Below are 16,431 nucleotides of genomic sequence, written 5' to 3' on the forward strand. Positions count from 1 at the left end.
ACCATCATAGTGCAGCAATCGTGACGATAGTCCAAATAGCGACTTCTCCTTCTCCCCTTGTGGGAGAAGGTGGCTCGGCGCGCAGCGCCGAGACGGATGAGGGGTGCTCCAGCGGCGTGAGACGTCTGCTTTCCCTGGAACACCCCTCATCCGGCCGAGCTTCGCTCGTCCACCTTCTCCCACAAGGGGAGAAGGAAAAGGCCTCGCTACCCGAATTTCCCCGTCCTGGGGAAACCCTTCGGCACCATGCGGCCGGCGGCGGCGCGGGCTCCGATCCACTCGGCCAGCTCCTCGCGCGACTTGGTGAAAGTGCGATCGGCCGAATCCTGCCAGGAGAGCCCCGTCTGCAGGGTGAAGGTCTTCAGGTCCAGCACGCCGCCGTCCTTGTACTTCTGCAGCCGCACGCCCTTGCCGCGCGCCATCTCCGGGATTTCGGCCAGCGGGAAGACCAGCAACTTGCGGTTCTCGCCGACGATGGCGAGATGGTCGCCCGAAACCGGAATGCAGCGCTTGGCCTCGTCCGGCGCCTTGACGTTCATCACCTGCTTGCCCTTGCGGGTGTTGGCGACGACCTCCTCCTCCGAAACGACGAAGCCGTTGGCGTCGTATGAGACGAGCAGCAGCTTGCGCTTCGGATCATGGACAAAGGCAGTGACGATGTCCTGGTCGTTCTCCATGTCGACGATGATGCGGATCGGCTCGCCATGGCCGCGCCCGCCCGGCAGCCGATCGGCGCCGATGGTATAGAACTTGCCGCCGGTGGTGAAGACCAGGATCTTGTCCGTGGTCTGGGCATGGAAGGCAAGCTTCAGGCTGTCGCCTTCCTTGAAGGTGAGCTGCGAATGGTCGGTCAGGTGGCCCTTCATGGCGCGCAGCCAGCCCTTTTCCGACACAACGACGGTGACCGGCTCGCGCTCGATCATCGCATGCGCGATGTCGGTCAGGTCGTGCTCGGGCGCATCGGCAAACTGGGTGCGACGCTTGCCGAGCTCGGTCTGCGGACCGAATGTGTCGCGGACCTTGGCGACTTCCCACTTGATCGTCGACCATTGCTTGGCGTCGGACGCCAGCAGGGCCTCGATCTGCTTCTTCTCGGCGGTGAGGCCGTCGAATTCCTTGCGGATCTCGATCTCTTCGAGCTTGCGCAAGGCGCGCAGGCGCATGTTGAGGATGGCTTCGGCCTGGTTGTCGGTGAGCGACCAGCGGGCCATCATCACCTGCTTGGGCTCATCCTCCTCGCGGATGATCCTGATGACCTCGTCGATATTGAGATAGGCGATCAGATAGCCGGCGAGGATTTCCAGCCGCTTCTCGATCTCGTTGAGCCGGTATTTCGAACGGCGGATCAAAACCTCGCGGCGGTGGTCGAGCCACTCCTTCAGCACGCCCTTCAACGACAGGACGTTCGGCACCTTGCCGCGCGACAGCACGTTCATGTTGAGCGGGAAGCGGCTTTCAAGCTCGGTGAGCTTGAACAGCGATTCCATCAGGATGCCGGGATCGACCGTGCGGCTCTTCGGCACCAGGACGATGCGGATGTCTTCCGCGCTCTCGTCGCGGATGTCTTCGAGCAGCGGCAGCTTACGCGCCATCAAAAGCTCGGCGATCTTCTCGATCAGCCTGGCCTTCTGCACGCCATAGGGGATCTCGGTGACGACGATGCTCCAGGTGCCCCTGCCCTGGTCCTCCTGGCCCCATTTGGAGCGCACCCGGAAACCGCCGCGGCCCGTCTCATAGGCTTCGAGGATCGAGGCGCGGCTGTCGACGATGATGCCGCCGGTCGGAAAATCCGGCCCCTGGACGAAATCCATCAACTTCACCACCGGCGCTTCGGGATGCTCGATCAGATGGAGTGCTGCGTCGCAAAGCTCGGCGGCGTTGTGCGGCGGGATCGAGGTCGCCATGCCGACGGCAATGCCCGACGAGCCGTTGGCGAGCAGGTTGGGGAAAGCGCCCGGCAGGACGGACGGCTCCTCGTCCTCTTCATTGTAGGTCGGCCGAAAATCGACCGCGTCCTCGGTGATACCGGCAAGCAGCTCGCTCGCCACCTCGGTCATGCGGGCTTCGGTGTAGCGCATCGCCGCGGCGTTATCGCCGTCGATGTTGCCGAAATTGCCCTGCCCGTCGACCAGCGGGTAGCGCATCGAGAAATCCTGCGCGAGGCGCACCAAGGCGTCGTAGATCGATTGGTCGCCATGCGGATGGAACTTGCCCATCACGTCGCCGACGATGCGGGCGCATTTGGCGAAGCCCTGATCGGGGTTGAGCCTGAGCAGCCGCATGGCATGCATGATGCGGCGATGGACCGGCTTCAGTCCGTCGCGCACATCCGGCAGCGCCCGGTGCATGATGGTCGACAGCGCGTAAGCGAGATAGCGCCGCTCGAGCGCTTCCTTCAGATCGACCGGTTCGATTTTATCGCCGCCGCCATTGTCATCAGGCGGCAAAAGCCTTTTTCCCATGGATTTGGACTAGCCGAGCGGGTGATTCGCGGCAAGCGCCGCGTGAACGTCGGCGCATTCGCCGCGGCCATAGATGCGCAACCGGCGGTGTGAAGAATTTCACGGAAGCGGCGCCGCGGCGGCTGCAATTTGCCGCCGATCTGCAACAGGCTTAGTCGGCAATACAACGCCGGCCAACATCAATCCGTTACATGCGGCCGCTATCTGGCAATGCAACGCGCTGGCGGAGGAAAGCCGCGGTCTTCATGACAAATTCACCCCATCGGGCAATAGCTGCCGACCGGCGTTTGCTTTTCATCGCCGTTTTCGACAAATGGGCCCCGAAATGCCTTTTTCCCGTCCCGTTCGTCACGGAATGGTGATGGAGCAGATGTCAAAAATAATTTCACAATAGCCAATCCAGGACAGGGAACTCGCCATGACAATCCAACGCTCAACACTCAAGAAGCTGGCCTTTTCGACCTTTCTGCTGACGCTGCCGCTCAATTCGGCCTTCGCCGCCGATCCGGCGGTGGCCGAGCGCATCAAGGCGGCCCTTGCCGCCCAGGGCGTCGAGATTTCCTGGACAGGCGTCTCCGGCGACGATTCGAACGCCGTCCTGCAAGGTGTTTCCATCAAGCCGGCGGCCGAGAAGGAAGCGCTGCCGATAGGCGACGTGAAACTGGAAGGGGTCAGCGAAGCCAATGGCGGCTATGAGATCGCAACCCTCTCGACCTCGCCTTTCGAGCACAGCAAGGACGGCGTGACGCTCAATCTCAGCCCGGTGGTCGTCCACGACATGAAGGTCCCGGCCGAAGGCAGCACCGATCCGCTCGGCTCGCTGATGATGTACAAGTCGGCGGAACTCTCCAACATGACGGTCAAGGTCGGCGACAAGACGGCTTTCGCGATGGACGGGCTTGCCGTGCAGATCACCCCGCCGGCCGACGGCAAGGCGATGGACTTCATCGCCAACACCGAAAAATTCACCGCCGACCTGTCGCTGGTCGACGATCCGAAGTCCAAGGAAGCGATCGACGCACTCGGCTACCAGAACATCTCGGGCAACATTGCGATGGCCGGCACCTGGCAGCCGAGCGACGGCAAGATGGAGCTGTCGAAATATGACGTATCGGTCGAAAATGCCGGCACGCTCGGCATGACCTTCAACCTCGGCGGCTACACGCTCGACTTCATCAAGTCGATGCAGGAGATGCAGAAGAAGCTCGCCGCCCAGCCGGAAGGCGCCGACAATTCCGCGCAAGGCATGGCCATGCTCGGCCTGATGCAGCAGCTTTCGTTCAACGGCGCATCGGTGCGCTTCGAGGACGATTCGCTCACCGGCAAGGTGCTCGACTATGTCGGCAAGCAGCAGGGCATGTCGGCCAAGGATGTCGCCAACCAGGCCAAGGCGATCGTGCCGTTCGGCATGGCGCAGCTCAACAATCCCGAGCTGACGGCGGAAGTCTCGGCGGCGGTCAACACCTTCCTCGACAATCCAAAGAGCCTGGAAATCTCGGCCGAGCCGCCGTCGTCGGTACCGTTCGCGCTGATCATGGCCGGCGCCATGTCCAACCCGCTCGACCTGCCGAAGACGCTTGGCGTCAAGGTCAAGGCGAACCAGGACTGATCGGACGGTCAGCTCCAAAGAAAAGCCCGGCAGCGATGCCGGGCTTTTATTGTTGAAGGCGATTCTTGTAGCGAAAAGAATATCCTGGCTACGGCTTTTAGCCTTCCTTCTTCGGCACCGCCACGCGCAGCGACAGCTCGCGCAGCTGCTGCGGGGTCGCTTCGGACGGCGCGCTCATCAGCAGGTCGTAGGCCTGCTGGTTCATCGGGAACATGGTGATTTCGCGCAGGTTCTTGGCGCCGACCAAAAGCATGACGACGCGGTCGATGCCGAATGCCGCTCCGCCATGCGGCGGCGCGCCATACTGGAAGGCACGGTAGAGGCCGCCAAAGCGATCCTCGACCGTCTGCCGATCCAGACCGACCATCTCGAAGGCCTTGACCATGGTTTCCGGCAGATGGTTGCGGATGCCGCCCGAGGCGATCTCGAAGCCGTTGCAGACCGCATCGTACTGGAAGGCCTTGATGCCGAGCGGCTCCTGGTTGGTCAGGGCGTCAATGCCGCCCTGCGGCATCGAGAACGGATTGTGGGCGAAGTCGATCTTCTTCTCGTCCTCGTTCCATTCGAAGAACGGGAAGTCGACGATCCAGCAGAGCTCGAAGCGGTCGCGGTCGACGAGGTTCAATTCCTCGCCGGCTCGGGTGCGCGCCGCACCGGCAAAGGAGACGAACTTCTTCGGGTCGCCGGCGACGAAGAAGGCAGCGTCTCCGTCGGCAAGGCCGAGCTGGAGGCGGATCGCCTCGGTGCGCTCCTCACCGATGTTCTTGGCGAGCGGACCGGCGCCTTCGAGTTTTTCGCCTTCCTTGCGCCAGAAGATGTAGCCGAGGCCAGGCTGCCCCTCGCCCTGCGCCCAGGAATTCATGCGGTCGCAGAAGGCGCGGCTGCCACCGGTCTTGGCCGGGATCGCCCACACCTCGGCTTTCGGATCGTTGGCCAGGATGTTGGCGAAGACCTTGAAGCCGGAATCGCGGAAATGATCGGAAACCGCCTGCATCACGATCGGGTTGCGCAGGTCCGGCTTGTCGGTGCCGTATTTGCGCATGGCAACATCATAGGGGATGCGCGGCCATTCCTTGGTGACGGGCTTGCCATTGGCGAAAGCCTCGAAGACGGACGTCATCACCGGCGCTAGGGTGGAGAGCACATCATCCTGCTCGACGAAGCTCATCTCGAGGTCGAGCTGGTAGAATTCGCCCGGCAGGCGGTCGGCCCGCGGATCCTCGTCGCGGAAGCAGGGTGCGATCTGGAAATAGCGGTCGAAGCCGGAGACCATGATCAGTTGCTTGTACTGCTGCGGCGCCTGCGGCAGCGCGTAGAAGGTGCCGGGATGGATGCGCGACGGCACCAGGAAGTCGCGCGCGCCTTCGGGCGACGACGCGGTGAGGATCGGCGTCGAAAACTCGGTGAAGCCGACCTCCCCCATGCGCTTGCGCATCTCGGCGATGATCTTGGTGCGCGCGACGATGTTCTTGTGCAGCGTCTCGCGACGCAGATCGAGGAAGCGGTATTTCAGACGGATGTCTTCCGGGTAGTCCGGCTCGCCGAACACCGGCAGCGGCAGTTCCTTGGCGGCCGACAGCACTTCGATCTCGCGCGCGAAAATCTCGATTTCGCCGGTCGGCAGGTTCGGATTGACGGTTTCCGGCAGCCGCGCCTTGACCTCGCCGTCGACGCGGATCACCCATTCGCCGCGCAAGGTCTCGGCGACCTTGAAGGCCGGCGAATCCGGATCGGCGACGATCTGGGTCAGGCCGTAATGGTCGCGAAGATCGATGAAGAGCAGCCCGCCATGGTCGCGCACGCGATGCACCCAGCCCGACAGGCGGACGGAATTGCCGACGTCGCTCTTTCTCAACTGGGCACAGGTGTGGCTGCGGTAACGATGCATGGTCATGGGGTAAAGTCCGGAAATTGCGGGCGCCGGCCCGGCTCGAAAATTGGCGCGAAAAGCGCATGAGAGGCCGGCTTTGTCAAGGCAAGCGGTCACATAGACGCGCCGCTGCGACCGTTCAGGCAAAGTGGACTTGCACACCCCGGCTTTGGAAATCGGCGAGCGTTGCAGGAGGCGCGCTCCTTTCCACCACGAGATGGCGGATCGCGTCCGCTTCCGCCACGCGATAGGGCGCGGCGGTGGCGAGCTTGTCGTTGGTGACGGCAATGACGATGCCGGCGCTGTTTCTCGCCATGGCGCGTTTCACCTCGGCTTCGGCCGAATCGAAAGCGGTGACGCCCCGCGTGATATCCAGCCCGCAGGAGCCCAGAAAGAACAGATCGGCGCCGAGCTGCGCCACAGCGGCGAGCGTATCGGTCCCGACGCAGGTTCCGAGATCGGGCATATAGCGGCCGCCGAGCACGATCAGCTCGACCAGCGGAAGGTCCGTCAGAGCCGAGGCGACGCCCAGCGAATTGGTGGCGACGGTCAGCTCCATGTCGCGCGGGATCGCCCGGGCGATCGCCTCGTTGGTCGTGCCGCCGTCGATGAACAGCGACTGCCCCGCGCCGAGCAGCGCAACAGCCGCCTTGGCGAGCCGAGTTTTCTCCTCGACCGCATGACGGCTGCGCTGGCTGAGCGGCGCGGCTGCAAAGGGCCCCGATGGGACAGCGCCGCCATAAACGCGACGCAGCTGCCCGGCCTTCGCCAGTTCCCTCAGATCGCGGCGCACAGTGTCCTCCGACACGCCGAAACGGCTGGCGAGCTCGCCCGCCAGCACCTTTCCGTCGGCCGCAAGCCGGTCGCGAATGAGTTGGTGGCGTTCTTCGGTAAGCATGCACGATCCTATTTATTTGTGCACGTTATTGCATGTTTTGCCTGTTCATGCAAGAAACAACGTCACCGGCAGCCTGAGAGCCGCCGCCAAAAACTCCTTATCGGATTTGCCTGATGACCCTTGGCCTGAAACTCGCCCCCCAGCACCGCGTCTATGCCGGCTTCGCGATCTATTCCTTTGCCATGGGCAATATCTTTCCGCGGCTGCCCGATATCAAGCGGGCCATGCAGATCGAGGACGGCACGCTCGGCCTCGCCCTGATCGGGACGCCGATCGGCACTCTGATCGCGCTGACGCTGGCGACGCCGATCCTGGAGCGCGTCGGCTTCCGCCGCGCACTGCTGTGGCTGGTGCCGCTGCTTGGCTTCGCCTATGCCGTCGCGGTGCATGCGTCGGGCCCCGCGGCCCTGTTCCTGATGCTGCTCCCGGTCGGATTGATGATCGGCAGCATCGAGATCATTTTGAATGTCGAGGCGGACAGGACCGAGTTCCTGCTCAAGCGCCGCATCATGAACCGGGCGCATTCGTTCTGGAGCATCGGCTTCTTCGGCGCCGGCCTGTTCGGCGGCGCGCTGGCGCATCTCGGCCTGTCGCCGCAACTGCATCTGGCGCTGGTGGTGCCGACCGTGGCGGTTGCGATGGCGCTGTTCCTGGGCGGCTTCGAACCCGCACCTGCCCGTTTCGCCGCGACCGGCGACAAGCCGCCGATATTCGCCCGCCCGACGCTGCCGATCCTCATCCTCGTCGCGGTGACACTGTCGGCAATGCTTATGGAAGGCGCCAGTATGGACTGGTCCGCCATCTATATGCGCACAGTGTTCGACTCAGGCCCCTTCGTTGCCGGCTTCACCGTGGCGCTGTTCGCCTTCTCGCAGGCGACGACACGCTTCTTCGCCGACAGCTTTGTCGACCGCCACTCGCCGAGCGGCGTAGCGCGCGTGCTGCTTGCAACAATGGCGGTCGGCGTGTTCATCGTCTTCTTCTCGCCCCTGCCCTTCATCTCGATGCTGGGCTTTGCGCTTCTGGGCATCGGCAGCAGCGCCATCTTTCCGCTGGCGATCTCGGCTGCGGCGCAGCGCACAGACCGTCCGGCGGCGATCAATGTCGCGGCCCTGTCGCAGATCTCATTCGTCGCCTTTCTGCTTGGCCCGCCGCTGCTCGGCTTCGTGTCGGACCACTGGGGCATCCGCTCGGCCTATGGCATCGGTATCCCCTTCATCCTGCTCAGCCTGGCCACAGCCGGCGCGCTTGGCCGACGGCCATCGGCCGAAGCCGCGGATACCGCAAGGCAAAGCGTGGAGGCGCAGGCCGGCGAGGCCTGAACCGCCCCGCCGGGCCATCGCATCGCGCGAAACTAGCGGTGCGTGACGACGTCGCGGCGCTTGACGAATGCGCGCGCGGCTGAAATTGAAAGAGGCCTAATATTGTGCCAAAAGCGATTTGATGCAGGTCATCACCACACAAGAAGAACTCGAGAGCGTTGTCGCGGCGTTCGAAAAATCGGAATTCGTTACCGTCGATACCGAATTCATCCGCGAGACGACCTTCTGGCCGATCCTTTGCCTGATCCAGATCGCCGCGCCTGGGATTGAGGCGCTTATCGATCCGTTGTCGCCCGGCATCGACCTGAAACCGTTTTTCCGGCTCATGGCCAACGAAGCGGTGCTGAAGGTCTTTCACGCGGCGCGCCAGGACATCGAAATCATCGTCCATCTCGGCGATCTGGTGCCGCATCCGGTGTTCGACACGCAGGTGGCGGCGATGGTCTGCGGCTTCGGCGACAGCGTTTCCTACGACCAGCTCGTGCAGAAGGTCACCGGAGCCCGGCTGGACAAGTCCTCGCGCTTCACCGACTGGCGGCACCGGCCGCTCTCCGACAAGCAGCTCGAATACGCGCTTGCCGACGTCACCCACCTGATCGAGGTCTACCAGCATCTCAGCGCCGAGCTGAAGCGCGAGAATCGCGGCCACTGGCTGAACGAGGAGATGGATGTCCTCACCTCGCGCGACACCTACGATCCGCATCCCGAGGATGCCTGGAAACGGCTGAAGATGCGGCTGCGCAAACCGCAGGAGCTGGCGATCGTGCAGACGGTGGCGGCCTGGCGCGAGCGCGAGGCGCGCGAGCGCGACGTGCCGCGCGGCCGCGTGCTCAAGGACGACGCGATCTACGAGATCGCCCAGCAGGCGCCGCGCGATGCGGCCGCGCTCGGCAAGCTGCGCACCACGCCGAAAGGTTGGGAACGCTCCGCGACGGCAACCGCGCTGCTCGGCGCGGTCAACGCGGCGCTGGCGCTGCCCAAGGACGCGATGCCGAAACTGCCGAAAAGCGTGCAGCCGCCGGAGGGGTCGAGCGCGGCGGCGGAACTGCTCAAGGTGCTGCTCAGGATCGTCGCGGAGAAGGAAGGCGTGGCCACCAAGGTGCTTGCCTCCAGCGACGATATTGACCGCATCGCCGCCGAGGGCGACGAAGCTGACGTGGCGGCGTTGCAGGGCTGGCGGCGCGCCGTTTTCGGCGAGCAGGCGCTAAGGCTGGTACGCGGCGAGATCGGCATCAAGTTCGACAAGCGCCGGATCGCGTTGTTCGAGTTGTAGCGCCTCCCCCTTCTCCCCTTGCGGGAGAAGGTGGATCGGCGCGCAGCGCCGAGACGGATGAGGGGTGTTCCAGCGGAGTGAGACGCTGGCGTCTTCCTATCGCGGCATCCAACGCTGGCTTACGTCCGTGTCAAGCTGGAACACCCCTCATCCGGCCGCTGCGCGGCCACCTTCTCCCACAAGGGGAGAAGGGAAAGGCCAGCCAGCCTCACACCACGCCCAGCAGGTGGAGCGCGAACCATATCCAGGCGATGAGAAGTATGCCGGCGCCAAGGAAGAAGGCGCGGCTGCGGTGCAGCACATGGTTTCTGTCGAGATGCACCCAGGCGTGGACATAGCGCGTGACTATGAACAGCCACATCAACACCAGCGTCAGGTAGTTCACGCCGTTGGTGACGAACAGCGCCAGGCACAGCACGTGGAAGAGAACCGGCAGCTCGAACTGGTTGATCAGGTTGTTGGCGACGGTGACGCTCGAAGCCGGCTCGGTTGAGCGGACCTTGTACTGACCGGTCCTGGCCTCGCCGGACTTCACGGCGAGATAGCGCCGCTTGAACATCACCAGATAGACGACATAGACCAGAAGAACATGCGCCAGCATCGGCCAGAAGATGGCTGTCTGGCGCATCTGCGTGTCCTCAGCGTCGCCGCCCGGCCAGCGCGAAGACCGCGATGACGAAGACCGGAATCGCCAGCAGCGCGAATTTGGTGACCGTCAGCGAAGAGGCGAAGGCCAGCGAATCGGGATTGGCCAGCTGGAAATCGGAGAGCAGCCGCGCCATGGCAAAATTCTGGGCGTAGTCTGCGACCGCATAGGGCGCCACCAGCACCAGCGAGAACAAGGCCTGCAGCTGCGCCGGCATGGCGCGGAAGGTGCTGAGCCGGCGCCCGAAAGCAAGGACGAGGCTCACCAGCGTCAGCGACAGCAGCGCCGGGAACAAAAGATCGAAGGTCAAATAGTGCCAGACGATGATGATCTCGCCGCCGCGCCGGCCGAGCGCGGTGAGCCACGCCATGCCTTCGTCAGGCGTGAAGCCGGCGATGCGCATGTCGAGCGAGGCCAGGCCGCCGCTCAAGCGCTGGAAATAGAGAAACTCCAGCGCCGTCATGACGAGGAAAAGCGCAATCGAGGCAATGGAGAGCGCCGCCGCGTGACGCGACAGCCGCAGCACCGCCACGCTCAAGTCACGCCACAGTCCCCGGCGGTCGGGCCGATCGGCCTCCCGATCAAATTCCGCCCGGGTAATTGGGGCTTTCGCGGGTGATCGTGACGTCATGGGCATGGCTTTCACGAAGTCCGGCGTTGGATATGCGCACAAAAGTGGCGCGCTCGCGGAAATCTGCAAGGTCACGTCCACCCACATAACCCATAGCGGCTTTCAGGCCGCCTGCAAGCTGGTGCAGCACGCCAGCCACAGGTCCTTTGTAGGGAACCTGCCCTTCAATGCCCTCCGGAACCAGCTTCAGAGTGTCGCGGACCTCCGCCTGGAAGTAGCGGTCGGCCGAGCCGCGCGCCATCGCGCCGACCGAACCCATGCCGCGATAGGCCTTGAAGGAGCGGCCCTGGTGCAGATAGACCTCGCCTGGGCTCTCGTCGGTGCCGGCAAGCAGCGAGCCGATCATGGCCGCACTTGCTCCCGCGGCAAGCGCCTTGGCGAGATCGCCAGAATATTTGATGCCGCCATCGGCAATGACACTGACTCCGGCCCTGCTGGCCGTCTCGACCGCCGACATGATCGCCGACAGCTGCGGGACGCCGACACCGGCCACGATTCTGGTTGTGCAGATCGAACCCGGGCCGATGCCGACCTTGACGGCGTCGGCGCCGGCATCGATCAGCGCCTGCGTGCCGTCGGCCGTGGCGACATTGCCGGCCAGGATGCGCACGGAGTTCGACAGTTTCTTCGCCCGCGTCACCGCATCCAGCACGCGCTGCGAATGGCCATGCGCGGTGTCGATGACCAAAAGGTCGACGCCGGCGTCGATCAGGCGCTCGGCGCGCTCGAAGCCGTCATCGCCGACGCTGGTGGCGGCGGCGGCACGCAGGCGACCTTGCGCGTCCTTGGTGGCGTGCGGGTTGAGCTGCGACTTCTCGATGTCCTTGACGGTGATCAGGCCGACGCAATTGCCATTCCTGTCGACCACCACCAGCTTCTCGATGCGGTGCTTGTGAAGGAGACGTTTGGCTTCGTCCTGGTCGACATTCTCCTTGACCGTGATCAGGTTCTCACGCGTCATCAGCTCGTAGACCTTCTGCGCCGGGTCGGAGGCGAAGCGCACGTCGCGGTTGGTGAGGATGCCGACCAGACGGCCGACCGTATGGCCGCCGGTGCCGCCATTTTCGACCACCGGAATGCCGGAAATCGAATAGGCGCGCATCAGCGCCAGCGCATCGGCCAGCGTTGCGTCGGGGCCGATGGTGACCGGGTTCACCACCATGCCGGATTCGAATTTCTTCACCTGCCTGACCTGCTCGGCCTGTTCGGACGGCGAGAAATTGCGGTGGATGACGCCGATGCCGCCGGCCTGCGCCATGGCGATCGCCAGCCGCGCCTCGGTGACGGTGTCCATGGCCGCCGACAGGATCGGCACGTTGAGATCTATGTCGCCGGCAATGCGGGTGCGGATGTCGGTTTCGCCAGGCATGACTTCGGAATGGCCGGGCTGCAAAAGCACGTCGTCGAAGGTCAGCGCCAGCGCGCCGGTGGACGTTTCGATGATTTTTGCCATGGCCAGTCCTTTTGAATGCGGAAAAGGCGCCAGGCCGATTGGCCAGCGCCGACTCTCATCTTCCCTTTCAGGATTGGCGCTGGCTGGTACCACGTCCTGGGGCGGTTGAAAAGCCGATCGTTGCGGGATGGGACGCGTTCCTGTTTCGCGCCAAGAACCTTATCGTTAGTCGTCGTAAGTGTCGTCGCGTGTCCAGTTTCCGACAGCGACAACCGGCTGTTGTTTGAGCCGAGACAACAACGCTGCGCGCGAGCGGGGAAATAAGTCATGCGCGTCGGCAGGGACGATCCGCGCCATAGGCCGCCCATTGCTTACGACGACATAGCTCCGTCCTTCACTGGCTCCGCGCAGGATGAAGGAGAGTTTGCGTTCGACGTCAGCTATGGAAACGGTGTTGTCCATGTCAGCACTCCATGCAGCATCGGTAGTATGACGGTACGCCCGGTACAACGACATTCCGCCGAGAAATTGCCCTACCACTGGTTGCGCTCCCGCAAAAGTGACAGCAATTTAATGCGACATCCGGGCCGAGGCGTGATAACCGCCCGGTCGCACCGGTTCGCCCCCAAGCCGGGCCTAGAATCGCGAAGACAGATCAGGGCGTTTCCCTTGAACCGCATCATCCCGCTTATCCTGGCGGTCGCATTGTTCATGGAGAACATGGATTCGACCGTGATCGCGACGTCGCTGCCGGCGATCGCTGTCGACATCCACACCAGCCCGATCGCGCTGAAGCTGGCGCTGACGGCTTATCTGGTGTCGTTGGCGATCTTCATTCCGATCAGCGGCTGGATGGCCGACCGGTTCGGCGCCAAAAACGTCTTTCGCGCTGCGATCGGCGTCTTCATCGCCGGCTCGGTTGCCTGCGCGTTTTCCAATTCACTGCCGGCTTTCGTGGTGTCGCGCTTCCTGCAGGGCATGGGCGGGGCGATGATGACGCCGGTCGGCCGCCTGGTGCTGGTGCGCGCCACGCCCAAGAGCGAGCTGGTCGCGGCGATGTCCTGGCTGACCGTGCCGGCGCTGGTCGGCCCGCTCGTCGGCCCGCCGATCGGCGGCTTCATCACCACATACTTCACCTGGCACTGGATTTTTCTGATCAACGTGCCGATCGGCTTCATCGGCATGTGGCTCGCCACCCGCTATTTGCCCAGGACGGAGCCCGCCGAGACGCCGCCGCTCGATTTCCCGGGCTTCGTGCTCTCCGGCCTTGCCGCTTCCGGCGTCGTCTTCGGCCTTTCCGTCGTCAGCTTGCCGGCGCTGCCGCCGACGGCCGGCTTCGTCACCATTGTCGTCGGCGTAATCTCGGGCGCGCTCTATCTCCTCCATGCCCGCCGCGCCGGGAACCCGCTGCTGGCGCTGGAGCTGTTCCGCAACCAGGTTTTCCGGTCCTCGGTGCTCGGCGGCTCGCTGTTTCGCATCGGCATCGGCGCGGTGCCGTTCCTTTTGCCGCTGATGTTCCAGATCGGCTTCGGGCTGACGCCCTTCCAGTCCGGCATGATCACCTTCGTCTCGGCGATCGGCGCCATCGGCATGAAGTTCGTGACCGCGCTGATCTTCAGGCTCGCCGGCTTCCGCCGCGTGCTGATCTGGGGCTCGCTTGTCGCGGCCGCATCGATCGCCATCTACGGCCTGTTCACGCCGCAGACGCCTTATGCGCTGATGCTGGCGATCCTTTTGGTCGGCGGCTTCATCCGCTCGATGTTCTTCACCGGCGTCAATGCGCTTTCCTATGCCGAGATCATGCCCGCCGACACCAGCAAGGCGACGCCGATCACGGCGGTTTTCCAGCAATTGTCGATCGCGCTCGGCGTGGCGCTAGCTGGCGGCATCCTCGAAGTGTCGACCTCGATCCATGGCGGGCCGCTAACCCTACGGGATTTCCACATCGCCTTCTTCATCGTGGCAGCCGTCTCGGCGGCGGCATCGATCACTTTCATGCGGCTTGCGCCGGAGGCCGGCAACGCGGTCTCGGGCCATGGCCGGCTGGCTAAGCCGAAGACGCTGGAAACGGTCGGGACCGCCGGGAAGTGATCGCCCTGTCCTTCTCCCCTTGTGGGAGAAGGTGGCCGCGAAGCGGCCGGATGAGGGGTGCTCCAGGGAAAGCCAGCGTCTCGCTCCGCTGGAACACCCCTCATCCGTCTCGGCGCTATCGCGCCGATCCACCTTCTCCCACAAGGGGAGAAGGAAAAGGCGCTAGCCTTTAAACTCCTTCGCCAGCAAATACAGCTCCACCGATTCATCGCGCGAGGCCGGCGGCTTCACATGATGGACGGAGCGGAAATTCTGCTTCAGCAGTGACAAAAGCTCGTTCTCGGCGCCGCCCTGAAACGCCTTGGCGAGGAAATGTCCGCCGGGCTTCAGGACGTGCAGCGCGAAATCGGCCGCGACTTCGCACAAATGCATGGTGCGCAGATGATCGGTGCGCCGGTGACCGGTCGTGGGTGCGGCCATATCGGACAGCACCAGGTCCGGCTGGGCACCGAGCGCCTCGGCAAGTTTTTGCGGCGCGTCGGGATCGAGGAAATCCATCTGCAGGATGACGGCGCCCGGAACCGCGGCCATTTCGAGATAGTCGATGCCGACGACATGTGGGTTTTCCGCCGTCGACTTCGTCCGCGCGGCCGCCACCTGGCACCAGCCGCCGGGCGCTGCGCCGAGGTCAATGACCTTCATGCCGGGCTTCAGCAGATGATGCTTGTCGTCGATCTCGATCAGCTTATAAGCGGCGCGCGAGCGGTAGCCGTCGGCCTTGGAGCGCTGCACATAGGGATCGTTCATATGGCGCTCGAGCCAGCGGCGCGAGGATTCCTTCAAGCCGCTCTTCTTCTTGATCCTGGTCTTGAGGACTCGAATGCCGGCAGATCCTGGCTTATCTGGTTTTCTAGCCATCAACGGCCTCGCCCGCCATCGCGCCAGACACCGTCATCAGCCATCAGCTCGCTCAAAATCCCTTCGCGCAGGCCGCGGTCGGCGACGCGCAAGCGTTCGGACGGCCAGACGCCGCGGATCGCTTCCAAGATGGCGCAGCCGGCGAGCACGAGATCGGCGCGGTCGGCGCCGATGCAGGGGTTGGCGCAGCGCTGCTGGAAATCCCAGCCGATCAGCCGCTCGATCATGCGGTCGACGCTGTCGCGGTCCATCCACAGGCCGTCGACGCGGCGGCGGTCGTAGCGATCGAGATCGAGATGCACGCCGGCCAGCGTCGTCACCGTGCCGGAGGTACCGAGCAGGTGGAAGTTGGGACTTGCCAGCACATGTGCCAGCCGGTCGCGGCCGTCGAAGACCTTCAGCCGCGCGGCCACGTCGTCGACCATGGCGGCAAAGGTCTCGCGCGTGACCATGCGGCCGCCGAAGCGCTCGGCGAGCGACACCACGCCGACGGGCAGCGACGTCCAGGAGACAATGTGGTTGGCGAGCCGCGGAGAGCGCCGCCCGGTCAGGTCGATCAGCGCGATTTCCGACGAGCCGCCGCCGATGTCGAACAGCACCACGCCTTGCGTGTCGCGCTCGACCAGCGAGCCACAACCGGAAACGGCAAGGCGGGCCTCGGTCTGGCGGTCGATGATCTCGAGCTTCAGTCCGGCCTCGCGCTCGACCCGATCCAGGAACTCGACACCGTTTGCGGCCGAACGGCAGGCTTCGGTGGCGATCAGCCTGGCTTTCCTGATCTTGCGGTTGCGCAGCTTCTCACCGCAGATCTTCAGCGCCTCGACCGCGCGGTCCATCGCGGCCTGGCCGAGCCGGCCGCTGGCGGTCAGCCCCTCGCCCAGCCTGACGATGCGCGAGAAAGCGTCGATGACGCGGAACTGGCCGTGACGGCCAGGCACCGCGACCAGCAGCCGGCAATTGTTGGTGCCGAGGTCGAGCGCGGCGAAGACAGGCAATTCCTGTTGCGGCGGTCGCTGCGGGGCCGCCAGCCTTGGCTCAACCGGCGAAAGCCCGCTCGGAGGCTGCCTTGCCGCCGCGGCGGCAGGCGCGGCATGCGACACGGCGACATTCTCGTCGCGCGCGAACACCTTGCGGCCGCGCTTGCGCTTGCGTCGCTTGCGCGTCTTGCCTTTCGGTTGATCGCCATGCTGGTCGGCCTGGCTTAGGCCAATCTGTCGCTGGCCGGCATGTCTTTGGTGCGCACCCGCGTGGCGGCTGAATCGCGCCGTGTGCGGACCCGCCGATTGCGTCGGCGATGCCCCGGACATGCCCACTGCCGACGCGCCCGCGCCGGTATCGTGGTCTTCCACTTTAGTTCCTTCCGGCGCCGCGCGAACCG

General features: G+C 64.2%; 13 protein-coding genes. 4 read left to right on the plus strand and 9 right to left on the minus strand.

The window, feature by feature from the left end; translation table 11 throughout:
- Nucleotides 1-206: 206 nt before the first annotated feature.
- On the minus strand, nt 207-2,462 hold the full coding sequence (parC, locus tag FJW05_RS16395) for a DNA topoisomerase IV subunit A (protein WP_140633979.1): 2,256 nt from the start codon (nt 2,460-2,462) through the stop codon (nt 207-209).
- A gap of 418 nt (nt 2,463-2,880) precedes the next feature.
- On the opposite strand from parC, the gene FJW05_RS16400 reads away from it, so the two are divergent.
- Complete coding sequence (locus FJW05_RS16400; RefSeq protein ID WP_140633981.1) at nt 2,881-4,071, plus strand: hypothetical protein; 1,191 nt, start codon at nt 2,881-2,883, stop codon at nt 4,069-4,071.
- Between the two features lie 97 nt (nt 4,072-4,168).
- Here FJW05_RS16400 and aspS read toward each other — a convergent pair whose 3' ends face one another.
- On the minus strand, nt 4,169-5,959 hold the full coding sequence (gene aspS, locus FJW05_RS16405; RefSeq protein ID WP_181164979.1) for an aspartate--tRNA ligase: 1,791 nt from the start codon (nt 5,957-5,959) through the stop codon (nt 4,169-4,171).
- A gap of 121 nt (nt 5,960-6,080) precedes the next feature.
- Nucleotides 6,081-6,839: a DeoR/GlpR family DNA-binding transcription regulator gene (locus FJW05_RS16410; RefSeq protein WP_140633985.1), complete on the minus strand. Its 759-nt coding sequence runs from the start codon at nt 6,837-6,839 to the stop codon at nt 6,081-6,083.
- Between the two features lie 113 nt (nt 6,840-6,952).
- On the opposite strand from FJW05_RS16410, the gene FJW05_RS16415 reads away from it, so the two are divergent.
- Nucleotides 6,953-8,161, plus strand: a complete 1,209-nt coding sequence (locus tag FJW05_RS16415) for an MFS transporter (RefSeq protein WP_140633986.1) — start codon at nt 6,953-6,955, stop codon at nt 8,159-8,161.
- A gap of 121 nt (nt 8,162-8,282) precedes the next feature.
- Nucleotides 8,283-9,434, plus strand: coding sequence for a ribonuclease D (rnd, locus tag FJW05_RS16420; RefSeq protein WP_140541249.1), 1,152 nt, complete (start codon nt 8,283-8,285; stop codon nt 9,432-9,434).
- A 208-nt stretch (nt 9,435-9,642) separates the two neighbouring features.
- On the opposite strand, the gene FJW05_RS16425 is transcribed toward rnd, so the two are convergent.
- From FJW05_RS16425 to FJW05_RS16440, 4 genes are all read right to left on the minus strand, one after another.
- Nucleotides 9,643-10,062 carry an MAPEG family protein gene (locus tag FJW05_RS16425; protein WP_140633988.1) on the minus strand — a complete coding sequence of 140 codons (420 nt, stop codon included), beginning with the start codon at nt 10,060-10,062 and terminating at the stop codon, nt 9,643-9,645.
- Between the two features lie 10 nt (nt 10,063-10,072).
- Entirely contained in the window at nt 10,073-10,618 is a 546-nt protein-coding gene (locus tag FJW05_RS16430) for a hypothetical protein (protein WP_246673476.1), read from the minus strand.
- Nucleotides 10,619-10,661: 43 nt separating this feature from the next.
- Nucleotides 10,662-12,164 (minus strand): IMP dehydrogenase, encoded by a 1,503-nt coding sequence (gene guaB, locus FJW05_RS16435; protein ID WP_140541247.1) that lies wholly within the window; start codon nt 12,162-12,164, stop codon nt 10,662-10,664.
- A gap of 165 nt (nt 12,165-12,329) precedes the next feature.
- Nucleotides 12,330-12,566: a type II toxin-antitoxin system prevent-host-death family antitoxin gene (locus tag FJW05_RS16440; protein ID WP_140541246.1), complete on the minus strand. Its 237-nt coding sequence runs from the start codon at nt 12,564-12,566 to the stop codon at nt 12,330-12,332.
- A gap of 207 nt (nt 12,567-12,773) precedes the next feature.
- On the opposite strand from FJW05_RS16440, the gene FJW05_RS16445 reads away from it, so the two are divergent.
- Nucleotides 12,774-14,195, plus strand: a complete 1,422-nt coding sequence (locus tag FJW05_RS16445; RefSeq protein WP_140541245.1) for an MFS transporter — start codon at nt 12,774-12,776, stop codon at nt 14,193-14,195.
- A gap of 162 nt (nt 14,196-14,357) precedes the next feature.
- On the opposite strand, the gene FJW05_RS16450 is transcribed toward FJW05_RS16445, so the two are convergent.
- A complete protein-coding gene (locus tag FJW05_RS16450) occupies nt 14,358-15,053 on the minus strand; it encodes an RlmE family RNA methyltransferase (RefSeq protein ID WP_140633990.1) in 696 nt (231 codons plus the stop codon).
- A complete protein-coding gene (locus FJW05_RS16455) occupies nt 15,053-16,402 on the minus strand; it encodes a Ppx/GppA phosphatase family protein (protein ID WP_140633991.1) in 1,350 nt (449 codons plus the stop codon). The genes FJW05_RS16450 and FJW05_RS16455 overlap by 1 nt, the downstream gene beginning before the upstream one ends.
- Nucleotides 16,403-16,431: the final 29 nt, after the last annotated feature.

It is taken from the genome of Mesorhizobium sp. B2-9-1 (assembly GCF_006439455.1).
GTDB lineage: Bacteria > Pseudomonadota > Alphaproteobacteria > Rhizobiales > Rhizobiaceae > Mesorhizobium.

Bases quoted from the DNA above. Each gene is read 5' to 3' on its own strand.
- parC (WP_140633979.1), bottom strand. From the start codon at position 2,462: ATGGGAAAAAGGCTTTTGCCGCCTGATGACAATGGCGGCGGCGATAAA.
- FJW05_RS16400 (WP_140633981.1), top strand. From the start codon at position 2,881: ATGACAATCCAACGCTCAACACTCAAGAAGCTGGCCTTTTCGACCTTT.
- aspS (WP_181164979.1), bottom strand. From the start codon at position 5,959: ATGCATCGTTACCGCAGCCACACCTGTGCCCAGTTGAGAAAGAGCGAC.
- FJW05_RS16410 (WP_140633985.1), bottom strand. From the start codon at position 6,839: ATGCTTACCGAAGAACGCCACCAACTCATTCGCGACCGGCTTGCGGCC.
- FJW05_RS16415 (WP_140633986.1), top strand. From the start codon at position 6,953: ATGACCCTTGGCCTGAAACTCGCCCCCCAGCACCGCGTCTATGCCGGC.
- rnd (WP_140541249.1), top strand. From the start codon at position 8,283: ATGCAGGTCATCACCACACAAGAAGAACTCGAGAGCGTTGTCGCGGCG.
- FJW05_RS16425 (WP_140633988.1), bottom strand. From the start codon at position 10,062: ATGCGCCAGACAGCCATCTTCTGGCCGATGCTGGCGCATGTTCTTCTG.
- guaB (WP_140541247.1), bottom strand. From the start codon at position 12,164: ATGGCAAAAATCATCGAAACGTCCACCGGCGCGCTGGCGCTGACCTTC.
- FJW05_RS16440 (WP_140541246.1), bottom strand. From the start codon at position 12,566: ATGGACAACACCGTTTCCATAGCTGACGTCGAACGCAAACTCTCCTTC.
- FJW05_RS16450 (WP_140633990.1), bottom strand. From the start codon at position 15,053: ATGGCTAGAAAACCAGATAAGCCAGGATCTGCCGGCATTCGAGTCCTC.